Consider the following 21,211-nt stretch of genomic DNA (forward strand, 5'->3'; position numbering starts at 1 on the left):
CGTTATGCCTCGAGGAATGCGACGGCCAGTGTGTTGAACAGTCCGGCGCGTTCCCACTGCACCCAGTGGCCGGTATCGGCCGCAAGGTACAGGTCGCAGTTCGGCATCGCATCGGCCAGCATCCGGCCGCCCGCGGGACGGTTGACCTTGTCATCGGCGCCCCAGATGACCAGGGTCGGATGGGCCACCTCGCGCAGCCGGGAGTCCCGGGTGAAATCCATCCGCCACAGCGTCCGCAGGGCCAGCGGTCCGGAGGGACGGCGCAGCGGCGGATTCGCGATCACCTCGGGATCGATGCTGGCCTGGAATCGCAGCTCGATGAGCTCGTCGGGCACCGCGGCGCCGTCGAATACCAGGTACTCGCGGATGAACCGGGTGATCTTCTCCCGGCTCGGTCCGCTGCCCGGGTAGTAAGCGAGCAACTCCTGCAGGCCCTTGGTCGGCAGGGCGCGCGTGGAACCGACACCGCCGGGCCCCATCAGGATCATCCGGCCCACCTTTTCCGGCCGGTCCATTGCCAACCGCAGCGCCGCGGCGCCACCGTAGGAGTTGCCGACCAGGTGTGCCGAGTCCACGCCGAGTTCGTCCAGCAGACCGCCGATCGCCCGCGCGAGATCGCCGAACGGGTCGGACTGATCGATAACCTTCGAGGAGCGTCCGTAGCCCGGCATATCCGGCACGATCACGCGAAATCGCTGTGCCAGCGCCTCGATATTGCGCGAATAGTTCGACTGTCCGTTCGCACCCGGTCCGCCACCGTGCAGCAGCACCACCGCGGGCCCGGATCCGACCTCGCTGAAGAAGACCTCACGCTGGCCGACCCGAACAGTCCGTCCGGCGTCGACCCCCTTGTCGATGCTTGTCACAGCTACCTCCACGACGTTGTTGATGAAATCATCAGTCACGATCACCGTCTCTGTCAAGAGTAAATGATGAAAACATCAGAATGACACACATCCAGATTTGACGAGCTGTCTCAGCAATGATGAAATCATCATCAGATTGAGCAGCCTCGGCTCCGGATACAGCCGGATCACGAGGGCCTACGACCCCGATCATGCGCCGCCGACGTCGCGCCGAAATTCTTGTCGAGCGCGCTGGCGCACGAAGGGGGAATACCATGAGTCGCCCGAAACGACGCAAGCACCTCACCTTCGACGATTCGTTCTGGATGTGGCTCGAATCGCCCGAAACTCCCATGCAGGTCGCGGCCCTGGCGATCTTCGCAGCGCAGGACGAACCGGCCACCACGGTCGTCGAACGAATCGTGACCGAATTCCGGTGTCACCGCGATGTCGATCCGCGATTCCGGTCGTTGCTCGGCAATCGCCGCTTCCCGCGCCGTACCCGACTCGAAGCGACCGACCACATCGATATCGACTACCACCTGCGACACCACGTCTTGTCCGCACCTGGTGGTGAACACGAACTGGCACAACTCATTTCACGCATGCACTCGAGTCGACTCGATGTTCGACGACCGATGTGGGAGGTACACGTCATCGATGGACTCGATGACAATCGGTTCGCCATCTACCTGAAGGCACATCACGCGTTGATCACCGGCGTCGACGCGGTCCGCCTGTTCGGCCGATCGCTCGCCACCGACGCCGACGCTCCGATCCCGCCCCCGGTGTGGGCGACTGTCCGCAGATCGCCGACGAAAACCACCGCAGGCCGACGCCGACCGAGTCGAGTCGAACTGCTGACCGCCATTGCGCGTGCCGCCAAAACCTTGTGGCGAGCCGGACACACGGACTCACCCCTGGTCGGTCCGTTCGCGGCACCACGATCACCACTCAACGTCGACGAGGTCGGCCAGCATCGCCGGATCAGCACGGCCGCAATCGAATTGGACCGCATCAAGCGGTTGTCGAAGCGCAGCGATACCACCGTCAACGACATCGTGCTCACCGCTTGTGCCACGGCGCTGCGCCGGTACATGATGGAGCTCGCCGACCTACCCGATAAGCCATTGGTACTCGGCTGCCCGGTTTCCATCGCACCCGAGGGATCCGCGACCGCCAGCTCGATCGGCATCATGTTCGTCGATTCGGCCACGGACGAAACCGATGCCGGGGCTCGGCTGGCACGGATCTCCTCCTCGACGCGTGCGGCAAAGCAACATCAGTCGGCCTTGCCGCACGCGGCCCTGGTCGGCTACGCGATTGTCGCCATGGCGCCGCACACACTGCGCCAACTCGTGCCCGGCGCCGTGACCCACGTTCCGCCGATGTTCAACCTGATCGTGTCGAACGTGCCGGGGCCCGACCGACCGCGCTATCTCGCCGGGGCGCGGATGGTCGAGATGTATCCCCTGTCGCTGCTGTTCAAGGGAGAATCGCTCAATATCACCGCGGTGTCCTACGACGGTCGGCTGCATTTCGGCTTCACCGCATGCCGCACCGCACTCCCCGATGTCGCCCGCCTCACCCGCTACCTCCGTGACGCCTTCGACGAACTCGAAGGCCACTTCGCGATGTCGCTGCCCGATCTGGCGCGGAGGACGGCCGGATAGGCGTGAGCTGCGGTTATGACACGTATGACGGGTTCGATCGGCCTACCCTGGGTAGTGGATTCACGAGACCGAAGGGAAGTCGAAATGAACCGCGGAGGTGACCCATTCGCCCACACCGAACAGACAGCGCGAATCTGGCTCGACACCGTTATGGAGTGCCTGGGTACCAGTGATCGCCGCTACGCATACCGCGTGCTCCGCGCGTGGTTGCATACGGTGCGTGACCGTCTGACGGTGGATGCGGCAGCGCATCTCGGCGCACAGCTCCCGGAGCTGCTGCGCGGCATTTACTACGAGGGCTGGCGTCCGAGCGACGTTCCGAAACGCTACGACCAATCCGAATTCGTCCAGCTCTTCGCCGCGGAGGCCACGATCTCCGACGGCGATGTGCCGTTTACGGTGACCTGTTTGAGCGCGGCGCTGCGGGACCGGTTCTCCCCGGGCACGCTGGAGCACGCCCTCGAACAACTGCCACCCGCACTGCGCGAGCTCCTGTTGTCCGCCGAGACTGCCCCACCCAAGACGGCCAGGCACGGCACGGCCGACCGGTTGGATCGACTGGAACGGTCGGTCGAATCACTCTCGGATACGCTCGCGCGCATCGATCAGCGGCTGGCCGGTATGTCATCGGATCAGACCGGTAAATACGAGACCGTCTATTAGCCACGGTTTAACAGGTAGTCCAGCGGTAACCCGCACTTTGACGCTGCTCGGCATGTACGAGATCAGCGCGAACCTCTCCGATTCCGAGGCAGCTCCGAACCATCGATCGACCGGAGGAAACTATGGCGAATCCCACCAGCCAGCGCTCCGACGTGCAACGGACGCCGGCACGCGCGGACCTGCACAGTGCCGCGTTCACCGACCACGCGACGATTCCGGACCGCTACTCCTATGACGGCGGAAACGTTGCCCCGCCGCTCGAGTGGAGTGGTATCCCCGACGACGCCGTAGAGCTCGTCCTGCTTTGCGAGGACGAGGACGCACCGGGCGGCCCGTTCACCCACTGGCTGATGACCGGCATCGCGCCGAACGCGACCAGTATCCGGGCGGACGCGCCGCCGCCCATGGCCGTCGCGGGTCCCAATGACTTCGGTGAAATCGGCTGGAGTGGTCCGCGACCGCCGGTCGGCGACCGGCCGCACCGGTACTTCTTCCGCCTCTACGCCCTGGACCAAAAGCCCGGATTCACCAAGGAAACCACGGCCGACGTGGTCCGATCCGCTATCACGGACCACGTCGTCGCGAGCGGCACCCTGGTCGGCCTCTTCGCCGCCTGATCCGCCCGCACCACGCATTCTTACGCCGCGATCGCCTCGGCGCGCAGGCGCGAGTAGTCCTCGCGGGACAGCGGGGCCGCGTCCGGTGCGCCGAGGTCTTCGACCGGGATACGGAATGTCTCGCGCGGAGAATGCCACGACCGCCGCGATCACGGCGCAGCCGAAGGTGAAGGCGCCGACGACGAGCGGAATCAGCACCTGCACGATCGGCGAGGCGAGGACCTCCTGCTGCGCCTGCTCGGCCTGGAATGCGAGAGTTTCGTCCGCCCGGCGCCGGACCAGATAGCCGGCGAACAGCACAACGACGCTGAGCAGGAACGGAATTCGCCAACCCCACGACTGGAACGCATCATCGGACAACAGCGCCGACATCGGCAAAAATGCTGCGGCAGCGAGGATTTGACCGGCCTGTACCCCTTGCAGCGCGAAGCTCGCGAAGAATCCGCGTCGCCCGAACGGCGCGTGCTCCACGATCATGGCACTGGCCCCGGATAATTCGCCGCCGACGGCGAAGCCCTGGATCAACCGCAACGCCACCAGTAACGCCGGAGCCAGATAACCGACGCTGTGATAAGTCGGCAGTAAGCCACCAAGAGCGTCGAGACGCCCCCATGGCGGACAGCGTTCTCAACAAGTCGCCTTTGCTGGGAAATGCCAGTTCGAAGCGGTTCCACCAAGCCATCGATCGATATAGGGGACTTGAGTCACCATCGGATTCAACCTAAGATGTTCGCATATCAACCATCTGTACGGATTGCGCACAAGGAGGCATCGTGGAGGCGGCTACCTTGGTTGCGCCCGAGCAGATCGCGGTCGCGGAGCTGCCGAACCGGATCGTCCTCGGTATCAATACGCCCGGCGTCATCGCCGAATTAGTCGCGGTACCAGCTGAATTCGCCGGGTGCCGCGGGCCGAGTTCGCACTCGACGACACGATCAGGCCTTCGCCGCCGTGCGATCAACCCCGGGCAAGTGCTGGATTCGGCTCGGCCGCGTTTCCACGATTTCGAATGAGGAGTGATATGGCCAGGATTACCTCCTTGGCAGCTGCGGTCGGCGAACTCGTCCGCGACGGCGATACTGTCGCGCTGGAAGGTTTCACCCATCTGATCCCGGTGGCAGCCGGCCAGGAGATCATCCGCCAGCGCAAGCGGGATCTGACGCTGGTGCGGATGACACCGGACATCGTCTACGACCAGCTGATCGGGGCCGGTTGCGCACGCAAGCTGATCTTTTCCTGGGGCGGCAATCCCGGCGTCGGCTCGCTGCACCGGTTCCGCGACGCGGTACAGCAGGCCTGGCCCGCGACGTTGGAGATCGAGGAGCACAGCCACGCCGGTATGGCGAATCGCTATGTCGCGGGGGCGTCCGGATTGCCGTTCGCCGTGCTGCGCGGATACGTCGGCACCGATCTGCCGACGGTCACCGACACCATCAAACCGATCACCTGCCCGTTCACCGGTGAACAGCTGACGGCGGTTCCGGCGATCAATCCCGATGTCACGGTCATCCACGCCCAGCGCGCCGATCGTGCCGGAAACGTGCAACTGTGGGGGCTACTGGGGGTGCAGAAGGAGGCGGTGCTCGCCGCGCGCCGCAGCCTGGTCACAGTCGAGGAGATCGTCGACGAGTTGACCCCGGTGCCCGGCGCGATCGTGCTGCCCGCCTGGGCGGTGACCGCCGTCGCACAGGTGCCCGGCGGCGCGCATCCGTCCTACGCGCAGGGCTATTCCGAACGCGACAACGATTACTACGCGGCCTGGGACGCGATCAGCCGAGACCGTGACCACTTCACCCGCTGGCTCGACGAAAACGTGTACACCGCCACCACGGAGACAGTATGACCATCGCCGAAACACGCACCGCCACAACGGAAACGGCATACACCGCGGACGAGATGATGACAATCGCCGCCGCCAGAGCACTCGGCGCGGGCAAACGGTGCTTCGTCGGGATCGGGCTGCCGTCGACGGCCGCGAATCTCGCACGCAATATCCACGCGCCCGATCTGGTCCTCATCTACGAATCCGGAACTTTGGGTTCGAAGCCGGATCGGCTGCCCGCTTCCATCGGTGACGGTGTGCTCGCCGAGACCGCCGACGCAGTGATCAGCGTGCCGGAGATTTTCAACTACTGGCTGCAGCCGGGTCGCATCGATATCGGGTTCCTCGGGGCCGCGCAGCTCGACAAGTACGGCAATATCAACACCACCGTCATCGGCGGTGATTACACCCACCCCAAGGTCCGCCTGCCGGGAGCGGGTGGCGCTCCCGAGATCGCCGCCTCCTGTGGCGAGGTGTTCGTCGTCGTGCGTCAGTCGCGCCGATCCTTCGTCGACAAAGTCGACTTCATCACCTCTTTCGGGCACGGTCGCGGTAGCGGCGAGCGCACGAAACTCGGCCTGCGCGGTGCGGGCCCGACCCTGGTGATCACCGACCTGGGGGTGATGCGGCCCGACGACACCGGCGAGTTGATCCTCGTCGCGGTGCATCCGGGCGTGACCGTCGAACAGGTCCGCGATGCCACCGGCTGGCAGCTGCGGGTCGCGCCGGATCTCGAGATCGGCGAGCCGCCGACGGCCATGGAACTCACGACCCTGCGAGCGCTGAAAGCGGCCTCATGACCAGCGCATTTCTCTACGACGGTATTCGCACCCCGTTCGGCAGGTACGGCGGTGCACTGAGCGGCATCCGGCCCGATGATCTCGCCGCGTCGGTGCTGCGGTCGCTCGCGGAGCGCAACGATCTGGACCCTGCGACGGTGGACGAGGTCGTCTTCGGGGCGGCGAACCAGGCGGGCGAGGATAATCGCAATGTGGCACGCATGGCAGCGCTGCTGGCCGATTGGCCGACCTCGGTGCCCGGCACGACCGTGAACCAGCTGTGCGGGTCGAGTATGGACGCCGCGATGCAGGCCGCCCGGATGATCGAAACCGGTGATGCGGCAACGGTTGTCGTTGGCGGCGTCGAATCGATGAGCCGCGCGCCCATGGTTATGCCCAAGCCCGCCAAGGGATTTCCCGTCGGCAACGAAACACTGCACTCCACCACATTGGGCTGGCGGCTGGTGAATCCGGGAATGCCCGCGCAGTGGACGGTGTCGTTGGGCGAGAGCACCGAAATCCTCGCGGGTCGTTACGGAATCGAGCGTGCGGCGCAGGACGAATTCGCGGCGCGCAGCCATCAGCTCACCGCGAAGGCCTGGGACAACGGCTTCTACGACGATCATGTCGTCGCCGTGCCCGGCACCGAACTGGCTCGCGACGAGTCGCTGCGGGCGGAGACGACCGTCGAACGGTTGGCGGAATTGAAACCGTCGTTCCGGCCCGATGGCACCGTCACCGCCGGAAATGCCTCACCGCTGAACGACGGCGCCTCCGCCCTGCTGCTCGGTGCCGAAGCCCTGGCCGCTCGGCTCGGCCGCGCCCCCTTGGCGCGGATCGCGGGACGCGGTGCGGCCGGCGTCGATCCGGATGTCTTCGGTATCGGTCCGGTCGAAGCGGCGCGAATCGCCCTGCGGCGCGCGGGAATCGGCTGGGGCGATCTCGGCGTGGTCGAATTGAACGAGGCCTTCGCCGCGCAATCGCTTGCCTGCCTTGCCGATTGGCCGGAGTTGGATCCCGGCATCGTCAATGTCAACGGCGGTGCGATCGCGATCGGCCACCCGCTCGGGGCGTCCGGGGGACGTGTCATCAACCAACTCGCCCGCGAAATGCGGCGTAGCGGCAGCCGGTGGGGACTGGCGGCACTGTGTATCGGCGTCGGCCAGGGGCTGGCCGTTGTCCTGGAGGCGACATCATGAAAACCCGTGCGCTGCAAGGCTATCGAAAGGATTCGGCGGGCACCCACCCCCCGCTCGACTCCCCGGACTACAAGTCCACCGCCCTGCGTCATCCGAAAGAGCCGCTTGTGCTGCTGCCGCAGCGGCTGACCGAACTCACCGCTCCGGTACTCGGCGCGGACCGGCTTGCCGAGACCGATAACGACCTGACCGCGCAGCACCGCGCGGAACCGCTCGGACAGCGCATCATCGTGCACGGTCGACTGCTCGACGGTGACGGCAAGCCGATCCCGAACTCGCTGATCGAGATCTGGCAGGCCAATGCCGGCGGCCGGTACCGCCATGACCGGGGCGCGTGGGACTGTCCGCTCGATCCCAACTTCGACGGTGCCGGGCGGACCCTCACCGACGGCGCGGGCCGCTACGAGTTCACCACGATCAAGCCCGGCGCCTATCCGTGGCGCAACCACCACAATGCCTGGCGGCCCGCGCACATCCACTTCTCGCTGTTCGGGCGCGCCTTCACCCAGCGACTGGTCACCCAGATGTATTTTCCGGACGATCCGTTGTTCGCCCAGGACCCCATCTTCAACTCGGTGCCCGAGGCCGCTCGCCCACTGCTGATCAGCCGCTTCGATCTCGACCGCAGCGAACCAGAGCGGGCGCTGGCCTTCGAGTTCGACATCGTATTGCGTGGCCGCGACGCCACACCTTTCGAGGACGACGAGGACGATGACTAATCTGCCCACCACGCCTTCGCAGACCGTCGGCCCCTACCTGCATATCGGACTGACGTGGGACGACGGCCCGTATGCCGTACCGCTGGGGACACCCGGGGCCGGGTGGATTCGCGGCCGGGTGTTCGACGCCGTCGGCGAGCCGATCGATGACGCCATGGTCGAGATCTGGCAGGCCGACCCGGACGGGCATATCGCGCATCCCGACGACGGTCGCGGTGTCCGCGAATACTTCCGCGGATTCGCTCGCAGCGACACCCGAGCGGGCGAATTCGCGGTCTACACCGTCGTTCCGGGCGCGCTCGGCGATGGGCAGGCCCCACATATCGATGTCTCGGTGTTCGCCCGTGGTCTGCTGCATCGAGTGGTCACCCGCATCTACTTCCCCGAGCACGCCGATCAGCACGCGAGTGATCCGGTGCTGGCCGCGGTGCCGTCGGAGCGCCGCGGCACCTTGATCGCCGCGAACGGCACCGATGGCTATGTTTTCGACGTGCACCTCCAAGGTGAACGCGAGACGGTGTTCTTCGATGTCTGACGGGTTGTTCGACACTGTGCTCGCGGCCGGTCCGGTCGCGGCGCAGGTCGGCGACCGGGCATGGGTGCAGGCCATGCTCGACTTCGAAGGCGCGCTGGCGGCCGCCTCTGCCGCGGCCGGAGTCATTCCACCCGATGCCGCCGCCGTTATCCAAAGCTGTTGCAACGCAGATGATTACGATATCGCAGAGCTCGGCGCGCAGGCGGTCGGCATCGGCAATCCGGCCGGGCCGCTGGTGCGGGCGCTCACCGCACGTGTCGCGGGCGATGCGGCCGGATATGTGCACCTCGGCGCGACCAGCCAGGACGTGGGCGATACCGCCGCCATGCTGGTGACGCACCGGGCGCTGACCGCGCTCGATGACGACTTGCGCGCGTGCGCGGCCCAGCTGGCGTACCTCGCCGAAATCCACGCCGACACCGTGCTGGCCGGGCGCAGCCTGCTCCAGCAGGGACCGCCGGTCACCTTCGGCCTCACCGCGGCGGGCTGGCTCGGCGGTATCGCCGCGGCGCGGGATCGGCTCGACGACATCCGGCGGCACCGCTTGGCGGTGCAGTTCGGCGGGGCGGTCGGCACACTGGCTTCCTTGGGCGACAACGGGATTGCCGTGCTGAGCGGACTCGCGCGGCAGCTCGGATTGGCCGAACCGGCCCTGCCGTGGCATACCGAGCGCGGCCGCATCGCCGAGATCGCCGGGGCGCTCGGTCAGACCTGCGCGGCGGTGGCCAAGATCGCCCGCGATATCACGCTGCTGGCGCAGACCGAGGTTGCGGAAGTCCGCGAGGAGGGCCCGGCGGGTACGGGCGGCTCCTCGACCATGCCGCACAAACGTAATCCGGTTGCCGCCGTTCTTGCCGCCGGATCCGCCGGGCAGGCGCCGGGATCGGTCGCGGCACTGCTCGGCGCGGCCGCGCACGAACATCAGCGCGCAGCGGGCTCGTGGCATGCGGAATGGCGGCCGTATATCGAATTGCTGCGGACCACCGGTTCCGCGGTGCATTGGCTGCGTATCAGCCTGGAGCGACTTCGAGTCGATCCACAGCGCATGCGCGCCAACCTCGAACTCACCTGCGGCCTGGCACTCGCGGAAAACGTAGCGACCGAGTTGGTTTCGACATCCAACGGCGAGATCGGCAGGCACACCGCGGGCGATACCGTCGCGCAGTGCTGCCGGGCCGCCCTCGCCGGTGCAGGCCCACTCGCCGATCTGCTCGCCGCCGATCCGGTGGTCGGGAAGTTTCTGGGCCGAGAGCAAATCGAGAGACTGCTCGATCCGGCGCTGTACCTCGGGTCGGCACGCAAGTTCATCGAACGGGCACTCGACGATTGGCGTGAGAAATTATGAGCGCACGATCAATCCCCTGCCAGGACTTGAAAAGGCCGAGAGCCGATGAGACGGAGGCATGACTGTGGTCGAGATGCACTGCCCCACGGACGATCCCGATGACAGCGAACCGATCGTGCTGAGCAGATCACCTGGTGGCAGCCAAATGATTCGGCAGGCGCAGTCGTGAGCGCCATCGAGGTGAACTCCCTTGTCGACGGTCCCGACGACGGCGAACCCGTCGTACTGAGCGGATCACTGGGCAGCAACCTGCGCATGTGGGATCCGCAGGTAACCGCGCTGACCGCCGCCGGATACCGGGTATTGCGCTACGACCACCGCGGACACGGCGCATCCCCGGTACCCCCTGGCCCGTACACGCTGACGGACCTGGGCTCCGATGTGATCGGGCTGCTCGACCGATTCGGGGTCGGGCGAGCGCATTTCGTCGGACTCTCCCTCGGCGGCATGGTCGGCATGTGGCTCGGCGAGCACGCACCGGACCGGCTGCGCACGCTGACCCTGTGCTGCACCTCCGCCGAACTGGGCCCGCCCAGCGGTTGGGCCGAGCGCGCCGCGCTGGTCAGAGCCGAAGGGACACAGTCAGTTTCAAATGCTGTGGTGCAACGCTGGTTCACCCCCCAATGGCGCGCGGACCATCCAGAGCGCACCCGTTACTACGAGGAAATGGTCGCGGCCACCGACGCCGACGGGTACGCATCCTGTTGCGCGGCAATCGAAACGATGAATATCGCGGCCCGGCTGTCATCGATCACCGCACCCACCCTCGTGATCGCCGGCGCCCAGGATCCGGCCATCCCACCCGAGCACGGACAGCTCATCGCGCACACGGTACCGCGCGCCCGCCTCGAAATCGTCAGCCCCGGCGCACATCTGGCCAACGCCGAGGCATCGGAGGCGATCAACGATCTGATTCTCGCTCACTTGAAGGAGGACTCGTGAACGAACGAGCCGATAGCGGCATGGCGGTCCGGCGCGAAGTGCTCGGCGACGATCACGTCGATCGCGCCGTCGCCAGGACCACCGAATTCACCAGGCCGTTCCAGGAGTACATCACCGAGTCGGTCTGGGGCTCGATCTGGACCCGCGAGGGCCTGGACCGGCGCACCCGCAGCTGCGTTACCCTTGCGGTGCTCACCGCCCTCGGGCGGCACGAGGAGATCGCGATGCATGTCCGCGCCGCGATCACCAACGGTCTCACCGCCGCCGAGATCGCCGAGGTACTGCTGCACACCGGCGCCTACGCGGGCGTGCCGGCGGCCAATGCCGCCTTCGCGATCGGGCAGCAGGTACTGGCCGAACTCGGGGACGATTCCGCCCTGTAGCACCCTGTCGAGGAGGATGAGGATGACGACCGGCGGTAACGACGACGACGGCCGGCGCGGCACCCACTATGTGCAGTCGCTCGAACGCGGCCTCGCGGTCATCAAGGCATTCGATGCCGCGAATCCGCAGCTGACGCTCTCCGATGTCGCGCGCCTGACCGGACTCACCCGTGCCGCCGCACGCCGGTTCCTCCTGACCCTCGCCGATCTCGGCTATGTCCGAACCGACGGCAAACGCTTCTCGCTCACCGCCAAGGTGCTGGAACTGGGCTATTCGTATCTGTCCAGCATGACCCTGTCCGAGTTGGCGCAGCCGCATCTCGAACAGCTCTCCGCCGACGTGCACGAATCCAGCTCGGTATCGGTGCTCGACGGTCCGGATGTCGTGTACGTCGCCCGGGTCGCCGCATCCCGGATCATGACCGTCAGCATCAATATCGGCACGCGTTTCCCCGCCTACGCCACCTCCATGGGGCATGTCCTGCTGGCCGGACTCGCGGCTGCCGAACTCGACGCCTATCTAGCGCGCACGCCGCTGGCCCGGCTGACCGCCAACACCATCACCGATCAGGACGCCTTGCGCGCCGCCTTGGAAACGGTTCGCGCACAGGGCTTTTCCATCGTCGACCAGGAACTGGAGGAAGGTCTGCGGTCGGTCGCGGCCCCCATCCGCGATCGGTCGGGCGTGATCGCCGCGATCAATATTTCGACGCACGCCTCCCGCCGCAGCATCGAATCCATTCGGGCCGAACTGATTCCGCGCCTGCAAACGGCCGCTCACCGAATCGAGGCGGATCTCACCGCCGCGAAACCGATTACGCGGCTGGGCTGACCGACGGCAGATTCTCCAGCGCCGCCCGAACCACGTCCAGAAACCACCCCTGAGCCGCCGCCCGGCCAGGTGCGCGCCGGGTATAGGCCGCCACCTCCACCGGCTCGATGGGCCACGGGAGGGTGAATACGCGCACGGGATGGGTGCGCGCCAAAGCGTGTGCCACCCGTTCGGGCACGATGGCGACCAGCTCACTGTCCTGCACCACATAGGGCAGGGTGGCGAATCGGGTGACGCGCACGGCTACGCGATCTTCGAGATGGTGCTCGCGCAGCGCCTTGCGCGGGCCGGGGTGGCCTGTCACGCCTTCGACGACGATATGCCGCTCACCATCCAGTTCGGCTTCGGTGGGTGCATCACCACGCAACCGAGGGTGATGCGCCGCGACCAGCCCCGCATAGCCCTCGGTGAACAGTGGCGTCCGTGTCAGCCGAGTCGAGTCGAGTATCGGACTGGCCACCATCGCGTCGACCTCGCCGCGGGCGAGCCGGTCGGGCGCGGTATCCACATCGAAGGCTTCTACCTGCAATGTCACCTGCGGTGCCCGTGCCGCCAGTTCCGCGAGCACCAGCGGCAGCACCGTCACCTCGCCGAGATCGGAGAGTCCGAGCCTGAAGCGGGTCGGTCGGCTCGGGTCGAATTCGGTTGCGGCACCGAGCGTTTCATCGATACCCGCGATGGCCGCGCGGAGCGGCGGATAGAGCCGCTCGGCCTCCGCGCTCGGCACGAGACCGCCCGGACCGCGCACGAACAGTTCATCGCGCAGCCGCCGCCGCAACTTGCCGAGCCCGTAGCTGACCGTCGGCTGGGTGACCCCGAGCAGATCGGCGGCGGCCGTGACACTCCTGGTCTCGTACAGCAGCACAAATGTGCGCACCAGGTTCAGATCGAACTCGGATGCCATAGATCCCCTCTATGTGGATCGAGAAAAATATCAATTGGATTTCTGATTGCCGGTCATTTTAGCGTGAGAGCCATCACAATCAGGGCCCGCTATGACCGGCCCGAATCTGCAGAAACGAATCATCATGAACAAGCTGTCGTCGTGGCCGGCCGCGCTGTGCTGGCTCATCGTCCTGCTCGAGGGCTACGACCTGGTCGTGCTCGGCGCCGTCATCCCCACCCTGATCGAGCACCACCACATCGGATTCACCGCGGCCGGTGCGACTTTCGTCGCGACGATCTCGCTGGTCGGTGTCGCCATCGGCGCGGCGGGCGGGCCGCTGGCCGACCGGTATGGACGCCGCAAGGTCCTGCTCGCCTCGATCGCCTTGTTCTCAGCGTTCACCGCGGCCGTCCCGGCGGCCGGATCCGTCACCGTTTTCGGCATCTTCCGCTTGTTGGCCGGGATCGGGCTCGGTGCGTGTCTGCCGACGGCGCTGACCTTCATGGCCGAGCAGGTGCCCGCCGCCCGCCGCGCCTTCGCCAGCACCATCACCATGACCGGCTATCACACGGGCGCGGTGATCAGCTCGCTCATGGCGCTGCAGCTCGTTCCGCACTGGCAGCCGCTGTTCTACCTCGGCGGCATCGTGGGATTCCTGCTGCTGCCGCTGATCTGGGCCAAACTGCCCGAATCCGAGGCGTATCTGGCCGCCCAGGCCACGCCCGAACGGGTCCGACCGACCGTCGTGCTGACACCACGCTATCTGCGGACGACGCTCGGGGTGTGGGTCGCTTCGTTCATGGGTCTGCTGCTGGTCTACGGACTCAACACCTGGCTGCCGAAGCTGATGCGCGACGCCGGATACAACATGTCGACCTCGTTGACGCTGTTGCTGGTGCTGAATATCGGTGCGGTCATCGGATTGCTCGTCGCCGGGACCCTCGCGGACCGGCGCGGCACGAAACCGATTGTCCTCGTTTGGTTCGCGGCCGCCGCGGTACTGCTGGCGCTGCTGAGCATCAAGGTTTCCAGCACCGTGCTGCTCGATGCGTTGGTACTGGTCACCGGCATCTTCGTATTCTCGGCTCAGGTACTCGTCTATGCCTATGTCACGCAGGCATATCCGGCCGAGGTGCGGGCCACCGCACTCGGCCTCACCTCGGGTGTGGGTCGGCTCGGCGCGATCTTCGGTCCGACCATTACCGGCTGGCTCATCGTCGCCGGATCGGCATACCCGTGGGGTTTCTACTTTTTCGCCGCGGTGGCGGGTATCGGCATGCTCGCGATGGCCACGGTAACCCGGCTGCGCATTCGATCGGTGGAACCCGCCGCCCTCGACACTTCGAAGGGGTTCGCGCTATGACGAATACGCGCACCCAGGTCGCCATTGTCGGCGCAGGTCCGGCGGGTCTACTGCTGTCACATCTGTTGCACCGCTCCGGAATCGACTCGGTCGTCATCGATATCCGCACGCACGAGGAAATCGCGACCACCATTCGCGCGGGCATCCTCGAGGCCGGTTCGGTGCGCATGCTGGTGGATTCCGACGTCTCCGATCGGGTGCTCACCGAAGGCGACCGGCACGACGGTGTGGTGCTGCGCTTCGACGGTGACCACCATCGGATCGATTTCCGCGAACTGGTCGGCGAATCGGTGTGGCTGTATCCGCAGACCGAGGTATTCATCGACCTCGCCCACCGCCGTAAGACCGATGGCGGCGATGTCCGCTACGGCGTCCGGGATACCGCCGTCTCCATCGACCCGGCGGTGGTGACGTTCACCGAGGCGGACGGCCGCCCGGCCCGACTGGAGGCCGATCTGATCGTCGGAGCCGACGGTTCACGGTCGATCTGCCGTCACGCCTTTCCCGATGGCCTGCGCACCGAATGGTTTCGCGAATATCCCTTCGCCTGGTTCGGCTTCCTCACCGAGGCGCCGCAATCACATCCGGAGCTGATCTACGCACGCTCCGAACACGGCTTCGCCCTGGTCAGCCAGCGCACGTCGACGATGCAGCGCATGTATTTCCAATGCGCGCCCACCGAGCGCCCCGAAGACTGGGACGACGAGCGGATCTGGGCCGAGATGCGCCGCCGCGTCAACGGCAATGGTTTCGCACTGCAAGAGGGCCCGATCAGCGGAAAGACGGTGCTACCGTTCCGCTCGTTCGTCACCGCGCCGATGCGCTACGGCAGACTCCTGCTGGCGGGCGATGCCGCCCACACCGTCCCGCCGACTGGTGCGAAAGGTTTGAATCTCGCACTCGCGGATGTACGCGTGCTGCACGAAGTCCTCGTCGACTACTTCGCCGGGGGTGGCGAGGAATCCTTGCGGCATTACACCGATACCGCACTCGACCGAGTGTGGAAAGCACAGCACTTCTCCTACTGGGCGACGACCCTCCTGCACTCGATCGACGGCGCGTCCCCCTTCGACATCGAGCGCCAACACGGGGAACTCGCGATGCTCATCGGATCCCAACGCGGCGCGGCATACTTCGCTGAGGGGTACACCGGAAGCTGGGGCCCGTCCTAGACACACCTGGAGGCATCGCGTGACCCGTCAACCCACCACCGACGATAAGTTCTCCTTCGGGCTGTGGACAGTCGGTTGGACGGGTACCGACCCGTTCGGCCTGCCGACCCGACCGATACTCCCGCCGTGGGAGTACGCCGAACGCCTGGCCGAACTCGGCGTCTGGGGCATCACCTTCCACGACAACGACGTATTCCCGTTCGATGCCGACGACGCCACCAAAGAGCACAACCTCACGCGCCTCAAAGACGCGACCGATCGCAGCGGTCTCACCATCGAGATGGTCACGACCAACACCTTCACCCATCCGGTCTTCAAGGACGGCGGGCTGACCGCCAACGACCGCTCGGTCCGCCGCTTCGGTCTGCGCAAAATCCTGCGCGCGGTGGATCTGGCCGCGCAGGTCGGTGCCACCACCTTCGTGATGTGGGGCGGCCGGGAGGGCAGCGAGTACGACGGATCCAAGGACATCTTCGCCGCGTTCGAGCGCTACAAAGAGGGTTTGGATACGGTCGCCGGCTATATCAAGTCACAGGGTTACGACCTGCGAATCGCGTTGGAGCCCAAGCCCAATGAGCCACGCGGCGATATCTTTCTGCCCACCGTCGGGCACGCGCTCGCCCTCATCGCCGAATTGGAGCACGGCGATATCGTCGGCCTCAATCCGGAAACCGGCCACGAACAGATGGCCAACCTCAACTACACGCACGCCCTCGGCCAGGCATTGTGGAGCGGCAAGCTGTTCCACATCGACCTCAATGGCCAACGCGGTCTCAAATACGACCAGGACCTGGTCTTCGGACACGGCGATCTGGTCTCCGCATTCTTCACCGTCGACCTGCTCGAAAACGGTTTCCCCGGCTATCCGGACGGACCGCGCTACACCGGACCACGGCACTTCGACTACAAGCCTTCACGCACCGAACACCTCACCGGCGTATGGGAATCGGCCAAGGCTTGTATGGCGACCTACCTGATGCTGGCGGACAAGGCACGCGCCTTCCGCGCCGATTCCCGCGTGCAGGAGGCGATGGCCTATTCCGGCGTCCTCGACCTCGCGCAACCCACTCTCGACGACGGGGAATCGATCGAGGCATTCCTGCGTGACGACGACGGTTTCGACCCGGATAAGGCCGCCGAACGGGACTTCGGTTTCGTCCGACTGCAACAACTCGCACTCGAACACCTGATCAGCTGAGACGTGCGCCGAGAGTTGTTGGCAGACAGCGTCGTTGCGTACTCCAACCGCGGGCGCCCGATCAGCCGACGTCGCGGCGCAGCCAGGTCACCTCGGCGCCGGATTCGGTGCCGTAGCGGTAGATCTCGAGATCTTCGTCCCAGGGGGTGCCGAGGGCGCGGTCGAGTTCGGTCGCCAGGTCGTAGCCGGTGTAGTTGCCGAGTTCACTGTTGGCCTGCAGCATGGCGCGCAGACGCATTTCGCCGATGGTGACATCGCCGTTGGCCGAGGTGGAGCCGTGCCAGAGGCCGAGGGTGGGCACGAAGCTGTAGCGCTCACCGTCGACGCCGTCGCTCGGGTCCTCGGTGACCTCGAAGCGCAGAACGGGCCAAGACCGCAAGGATTGGGCAATTCGCGATGCGGTACCTACCGGACCGATCCAGTCGGTGGTCGCGCGCAGCTGTCCGTCGGCGGGTTGTGCGGTCCAGCGCAATTTCGCGGGTGAGCCGAGGGCCGAGGTGAGTGCCCATTCGATATGTGGGCACAGCGCAGCCGGCGATGAGTGGATATAGACCACACCCGCCGTCGCGTCCGCGAACTGACTCGATGCGCGCACCACTGACACCTCCAGCTTCGACGAGAAACGTCTTCCCCAACGATCCGTCGTACTGGCGTTGCCCGAGTGTACTGGAGTGCCCCGAGTTACACATGTTACTTCGGAGGCGTGTCCGACCTGTTACTTCGCAACCGAGTTCCGAGCGAGGATCACCTCGGCGATCACCGCATCGGAAAAGACGGGCCATGCCTCCCGTGCCCAGTCGCCGAAATTCTCGTCGCTCAAAGCGATACTCGCCACTCCTAATTCGGGATCGACCCACAGAAATGTGCCGGACTGCCCGAAATGGCCATAGGTACCTGCGGAATTAGATCCGCCGGTCCAGTGCGGTGATTTCCCGTCGCGAATCTCGAATCCGAGGCCCCAGTCGTTGGGACGCTGCGATCCGTAACCCGGCAGCACACCGTTGAGTCCCGGAAACGCGACCGTGGTCGCCTCGGCGTGGGTCTGCGCCGAAATCAGCTGGGGATCCAGCAGTTCCGCACCGAAGCGCACCAGATCGGCCGCGGTGGACCGGCCCGCATGCCCGGCCGGACCGGCCAGCACGGAGGCCGTCATGCCGAGTGGCTCGAATACGGCCTCGCGCAAGTACTCCGGAAAGGCGATCCCGGTCTGCTCCGCGACGAAGGCCGCGAGGATTTCGAATCCGGCGCTGGAGTAGATGCGCCGCGTACCGGGCGCGGCGATCACCTCGGTGGTGTCGAAGGCGATGCCGGAAGTGTGCGCGAGCAGATGCCGGACGGTAGCTCCCGGTGGACCGGCGGGCTGATCGAGTTCGATCGCACCCTCCTCCACCGCTACGAGCACCGCGTAGGCGACCAGCGGCTTGGTCACCGAGGCGAGCGGGAATACACGCTCGGTATCACCCGCCCTCTGCGCACCGTCGCGGGTGACGACGCCCGCCGCCGCATGCCGAACCGGCCAGTCCTTGATCTGCTCGAATGCACGCACGAAATGAGCGTACGAGACGCCTGTTCCCGGCGTGTCCGCACCGTCTGCATGGGAAAGTCGGTACCGCCGGTACCATCAACTGATCATGAGCGCACCCACCATCCACGGCGATGTGGCGGCCGGTTTCGGTCCCGTTGCCGACGCCTTCCGCCGCAACTTCGCCCGCCACGGCGAAATCGGCGCTGCCGTAGCCGTTTACGCGGGCGATCGCCCGGTGGTCGACCTGTGGGCGGGCCATCGTGACCGCCGCCGGACCCTGCCGTGGGAGCGCGACACGATCGTCCCGGTCTTCTCCTCGACCAAGGGCATGTCCGCGTTCGTGGTCGCCACGATGGTGTCGAAGGGACTGCTCGACTACGAAGAGCCGGTCGCGAAGTACTGGCCGGAGTTCGCCGCGCAGGGCAAGGGCGCGGTCACGGTGCGTCAGCTGATCGACCATCAGGCCGGACTGTCCGGACTCGATACCGTGGTGCGGCTACGGCAGATCGCCGATCTCGACGGTCTCGCATCGATTCTCGCGGCGCAGCGGCCCGCATGGCGGCCGGGCACGCGACACGGCTATCACGCCATAACCCTCGGTCTGTATCAAGGCGAACTCGTGCGCCGCGCCGATCCGGAACACCGCACACTCGGCCGGATCTTCGCCGAGGAGATCGCGAAACCGCTCGACCTGGACTTCTTCATCGGCCTGCCCGCCGAACAGAGCATGGACCGGATCGCCACCCTGGCCGCCACCGAGGGCGTGGACATCCTGCGCTACGAGCGCGATATTCCGGTACGGATCGGTGCGGAGATCTTCGCCAGACGCGGACTTTCCCATGCGGCACTGACCAATCCGCGTATCGGCGCGCCGGTGCGGGCGAGCCGACGCGAACTGCTCGAGTTGGAGATGCCGGGTTCCAATGGCGTCGGCAATGCCAGGTCGTTGGCCAAGACGTACGGCGCGGCGGCGGGGCGCACCGGTGCGTTGCCGATCGAGGACACGGTGCTCGATCGGCTCGCCGCCGCGGCCGCGGACGATGTGCCCGCCGATGATCTGGTGTTGCACACCAAGTCTCGCTATCACCTGGGCTTCCGCAAATCCCGCGGCTCGTTCCGCTTCGGCTCGGATAAACGCGCCTACGGCACCACGGGCCTCGGCGGCTCGTTCGGCTTCGCCGACCCCGCCACCGGCCTAGGCTTCGGCTACTCCATGAACCGCCTGGGCCTAGCCGTCCTCGACGACGTCCGCAGCCGCAACCTACGCAACGCCCTCCTGCGCTGCATCCGCTGACGCCGCGCACGTTTTTGGTTCGCCACGCCCCGATTTGCCGGGCAAATTCATGCGCGGCGCGCGAATTCGCGTGCGGCACACCAGCTCAACGGCCCAAGCCGCACCGGGGGGCGTTGAATCGGCGCTCGGCGAGCCGATTTCGTGCGGGCTGATCACGAGTCGCGACCGAGCTCGCCGAGCAGTGACGCTGCGGTTTACCAGTCGGCCTCGGTGTACTTGATGATGCCGCGAATGTTCTTGCCGTCCAACATGTCCTGGTAGCCCTCGTTGATCTGCTCCAGGGAGTACTGGCGGGTCACCATATCGTCGAGGTTCAGCTGGCCCGACTTGTACAGCGACAGCAGGTGCGGCGCGTCCTGGCGGGCGTTGCCACCGCCGAAGATGCAGCCCTTGACGGTCTTCTGCAGCATGGACAGCAGGAAGCTGTTCAGCTTGACATCGCTCTCGTCCATGCGACCCATGGAGGTGACGACCAGGGTGCCGGCCTTGGCGGTGAGAATGAGGCCCTCTTCGATGTATTCGCCGTGCATCTCACCCATGGTCAGGATGACCTTCTGCGCCATCCGGCCCTCGGTGGCCTCTATCAGCGGCATGATCGCGGCGGCCATGCTCTCGTAGGTGTGCGTCGCGCCGAACTTCTGCGCCTGCTCGCGCTTCCACGGATTCGGATCGATGGCAACGACTTTGGACGCGCCGGAGAGCACCGCGCCCTGCAGCGCGCTCATACCGACGCCGCCGATACCCGCGATCACCACGGTCTCGCCGGGCGCGACCTGGGCGACGTGAGTGGAAGAACCGAAGCCGGTGGGGACGCCGCAGCCGACGAGGCAGGCGACCTCGAACGGAATGCTCGGGTCGATCTTGACCACCGAGGTGTGGTGCACCGTCATATACGGCGCGAAGGTGCCCAGCAGGCACATCGGGATCACATTCTCACCGCGCGCCTGGATCCGGTAGGTGCCGTCGCTGATGGCCTGACCCATCAGCAGGCCCGCGCCCAGATCGCACAGCGCCATATTGCCGCTCACACACGCCGGACAGCGACCGCAGGCCGGGATGAACGACAGGATCACGTGATCGCCGACCTGCAGATCGGCGGGGCAGTTCGGCCCGAGCTTGGTGATCACGCCTGCGCCCTCGTGGCCGCCCATGACCGGGAATGCGGGCATCGGCGTCGCGCCGGTCACGATGTGGTGGTCCGAGTGGCACATACCGGCGGTTTCCATCCGGATCTGGACCTCACCGGATACCGGATCGCCGACCTCGATCTCCTCGACCGACCACTGCTGGTCGGTCCCCCACAGGATCGCGCCTTTCGTCTTCATTCGTGTCGACCTCTCGCATGCACGGGCTTCTATGTGACTGCACCCACACTACGAGAAAACTGGAACGCGTTCTAGTACTCGATCGAAAATTCGT

General features: G+C 65.9%; 22 protein-coding genes and 1 pseudogene. 17 read left to right on the forward strand and 6 right to left on the reverse strand.

What is annotated here, in order from left to right:
* Nucleotides 1-2 precede the first annotated feature (2 nt).
* Complete coding sequence (locus ACIBW7_RS28380) at nt 3-857, reverse strand: alpha/beta fold hydrolase (protein ID WP_397051672.1); 855 nt, start codon at nt 855-857, stop codon at nt 3-5.
* Nucleotides 858-1,120: 263 nt separating this feature from the next.
* Between ACIBW7_RS28380 and ACIBW7_RS28385 the strand changes: the two genes are divergently transcribed.
* The 3 genes from ACIBW7_RS28385 to ACIBW7_RS28395 all read left to right on the forward strand — a co-directional run bounded on the left by ACIBW7_RS28385 (nt 1,121) and on the right by ACIBW7_RS28395 (nt 3,798).
* Nucleotides 1,121-2,518, forward strand: coding sequence for a wax ester/triacylglycerol synthase family O-acyltransferase (locus tag ACIBW7_RS28385; protein WP_397051424.1), 1,398 nt, complete (start codon nt 1,121-1,123; stop codon nt 2,516-2,518).
* An 84-nt stretch (nt 2,519-2,602) separates the two neighbouring features.
* Nucleotides 2,603-3,181 carry a DUF2267 domain-containing protein gene (locus ACIBW7_RS28390; protein WP_397051426.1) on the forward strand — a complete coding sequence of 193 codons (579 nt, stop codon included), beginning with the start codon at nt 2,603-2,605 and terminating at the stop codon, nt 3,179-3,181.
* Nucleotides 3,182-3,303: 122 nt separating this feature from the next.
* Complete coding sequence (locus tag ACIBW7_RS28395; RefSeq protein ID WP_397051428.1) at nt 3,304-3,798, forward strand: YbhB/YbcL family Raf kinase inhibitor-like protein; 495 nt, start codon at nt 3,304-3,306, stop codon at nt 3,796-3,798.
* Nucleotides 3,799-4,020: 222 nt separating this feature from the next.
* Here ACIBW7_RS28395 and ACIBW7_RS28400 read toward each other — a convergent pair.
* Nucleotides 4,021-4,380, reverse strand: a pseudogene (locus ACIBW7_RS28400) (MFS transporter); the annotation flags it as partial.
* Nucleotides 4,381-4,571: 191 nt separating this feature from the next.
* Between ACIBW7_RS28400 and ACIBW7_RS28405 the strand changes: the two are divergent.
* The 10 genes from ACIBW7_RS28405 to ACIBW7_RS28450 all read left to right on the forward strand — a co-directional run bounded on the left by ACIBW7_RS28405 (nt 4,572) and on the right by ACIBW7_RS28450 (nt 12,354).
* The gene (locus tag ACIBW7_RS28405; protein ID WP_397051430.1) at nt 4,572-4,811 is read left to right on the forward strand and encodes a hypothetical protein; all 240 of its coding nucleotides are present in this window, start codon (nt 4,572-4,574) and stop codon (nt 4,809-4,811) included.
* 8 nt (nt 4,812-4,819) lie between these two features.
* Entirely contained in the window at nt 4,820-5,641 is an 822-nt protein-coding gene (locus tag ACIBW7_RS28410; RefSeq protein WP_397051432.1) for a CoA transferase subunit A, read from the forward strand.
* On the forward strand, nt 5,638-6,420 hold the full coding sequence (locus tag ACIBW7_RS28415) for a CoA-transferase subunit beta (protein ID WP_397051434.1): 783 nt from the start codon (nt 5,638-5,640) through the stop codon (nt 6,418-6,420). Before ACIBW7_RS28410 ends, ACIBW7_RS28415 begins: the two co-directional genes overlap by 4 nt.
* Nucleotides 6,417-7,598, forward strand: a complete 1,182-nt coding sequence (locus ACIBW7_RS28420) for a thiolase family protein (RefSeq protein WP_397051436.1) — start codon at nt 6,417-6,419, stop codon at nt 7,596-7,598. The genes ACIBW7_RS28415 and ACIBW7_RS28420 overlap by 4 nt, the downstream gene beginning before the upstream one ends.
* On the forward strand, nt 7,595-8,317 hold the full coding sequence (gene pcaH / locus ACIBW7_RS28425) for a protocatechuate 3,4-dioxygenase subunit beta (protein WP_397051438.1): 723 nt from the start codon (nt 7,595-7,597) through the stop codon (nt 8,315-8,317). The genes ACIBW7_RS28420 and pcaH overlap by 4 nt, the downstream gene beginning before the upstream one ends.
* Complete coding sequence (pcaG, locus tag ACIBW7_RS28430; RefSeq protein WP_397051440.1) at nt 8,310-8,852, forward strand: protocatechuate 3,4-dioxygenase subunit alpha; 543 nt, start codon at nt 8,310-8,312, stop codon at nt 8,850-8,852. The genes pcaH and pcaG overlap by 8 nt, the downstream gene beginning before the upstream one ends.
* Nucleotides 8,845-10,197 (forward strand): 3-carboxy-cis,cis-muconate cycloisomerase, encoded by a 1,353-nt coding sequence (gene pcaB / locus ACIBW7_RS28435; RefSeq protein WP_397051442.1) that lies wholly within the window; start codon nt 8,845-8,847, stop codon nt 10,195-10,197. The genes pcaG and pcaB overlap by 8 nt, the downstream gene beginning before the upstream one ends.
* A 165-nt stretch (nt 10,198-10,362) precedes the next feature.
* Complete coding sequence (pcaD, locus tag ACIBW7_RS28440; protein WP_397051444.1) at nt 10,363-11,139, forward strand: 3-oxoadipate enol-lactonase; 777 nt, start codon at nt 10,363-10,365, stop codon at nt 11,137-11,139.
* The gene (pcaC, locus tag ACIBW7_RS28445) at nt 11,136-11,522 is read left to right on the forward strand and encodes a 4-carboxymuconolactone decarboxylase (protein ID WP_397051446.1); all 387 of its coding nucleotides are present in this window, start codon (nt 11,136-11,138) and stop codon (nt 11,520-11,522) included. Before pcaD ends, pcaC begins: the two co-directional genes overlap by 4 nt.
* 22 nt (nt 11,523-11,544) lie before the next feature.
* Complete coding sequence (locus tag ACIBW7_RS28450; protein ID WP_397051448.1) at nt 11,545-12,354, forward strand: IclR family transcriptional regulator C-terminal domain-containing protein; 810 nt, start codon at nt 11,545-11,547, stop codon at nt 12,352-12,354.
* On the opposite strand, the gene ACIBW7_RS28455 is transcribed toward ACIBW7_RS28450, so the two are convergent.
* Complete coding sequence (locus ACIBW7_RS28455; protein ID WP_397051451.1) at nt 12,338-13,258, reverse strand: LysR family transcriptional regulator; 921 nt, start codon at nt 13,256-13,258, stop codon at nt 12,338-12,340. The two genes, ACIBW7_RS28450 and ACIBW7_RS28455, sit on opposite strands and share 17 nt — an antisense overlap.
* A 91-nt stretch (nt 13,259-13,349) precedes the next feature.
* Here ACIBW7_RS28455 and ACIBW7_RS28460 point away from each other — a divergent pair, with 91 nt between their 5' ends.
* Genes ACIBW7_RS28460 through xylA form a run of 3 tightly spaced genes read left to right on the forward strand, consistent with a single transcriptional unit; the run spans nt 13,350 to nt 16,973 of the window.
* Nucleotides 13,350-14,603: an MFS transporter gene (locus tag ACIBW7_RS28460; protein WP_397051453.1), complete on the forward strand. Its 1,254-nt coding sequence runs from the start codon at nt 13,350-13,352 to the stop codon at nt 14,601-14,603.
* On the forward strand, nt 14,600-15,775 hold the full coding sequence (locus ACIBW7_RS28465) for a 4-hydroxybenzoate 3-monooxygenase (protein ID WP_397051455.1): 1,176 nt from the start codon (nt 14,600-14,602) through the stop codon (nt 15,773-15,775). Before ACIBW7_RS28460 ends, ACIBW7_RS28465 begins: the two co-directional genes overlap by 4 nt.
* A gap of 19 nt (nt 15,776-15,794) precedes the next feature.
* On the forward strand, nt 15,795-16,973 hold the full coding sequence (gene xylA / locus ACIBW7_RS28470; protein WP_397051457.1) for a xylose isomerase: 1,179 nt from the start codon (nt 15,795-15,797) through the stop codon (nt 16,971-16,973).
* Nucleotides 16,974-17,034: 61 nt separating this feature from the next.
* Here xylA and ACIBW7_RS28475 read toward each other — a convergent pair whose 3' ends face one another.
* Together ACIBW7_RS28475 and ACIBW7_RS28480 are read right to left on the reverse strand one after the other, a co-directional pair.
* Entirely contained in the window at nt 17,035-17,568 is a 534-nt protein-coding gene (locus ACIBW7_RS28475; protein ID WP_397051459.1) for a DUF3145 domain-containing protein, read from the reverse strand.
* Between the two features lie 120 nt (nt 17,569-17,688).
* Complete coding sequence (locus tag ACIBW7_RS28480; protein ID WP_397051461.1) at nt 17,689-18,519, reverse strand: serine hydrolase domain-containing protein; 831 nt, start codon at nt 18,517-18,519, stop codon at nt 17,689-17,691.
* A gap of 85 nt (nt 18,520-18,604) precedes the next feature.
* On the opposite strand from ACIBW7_RS28480, the gene ACIBW7_RS28485 reads away from it, so the two are divergent.
* Nucleotides 18,605-19,792, forward strand: coding sequence for a serine hydrolase domain-containing protein (locus ACIBW7_RS28485; protein WP_397051463.1), 1,188 nt, complete (start codon nt 18,605-18,607; stop codon nt 19,790-19,792).
* Between the two features lie 194 nt (nt 19,793-19,986).
* On the opposite strand, the gene ACIBW7_RS28490 is transcribed toward ACIBW7_RS28485, so the two are convergent.
* On the reverse strand, nt 19,987-21,117 hold the full coding sequence (locus ACIBW7_RS28490) for an NDMA-dependent alcohol dehydrogenase (protein WP_397051465.1): 1,131 nt from the start codon (nt 21,115-21,117) through the stop codon (nt 19,987-19,989).
* Between the last annotated feature and the right edge of the window lie 94 nt (nt 21,118-21,211).

It is taken from the genome of Nocardia sp. NPDC049526 (assembly GCF_044465765.1).
Lineage (GTDB): Bacteria > Actinomycetota > Actinomycetes > Mycobacteriales > Mycobacteriaceae > Nocardia.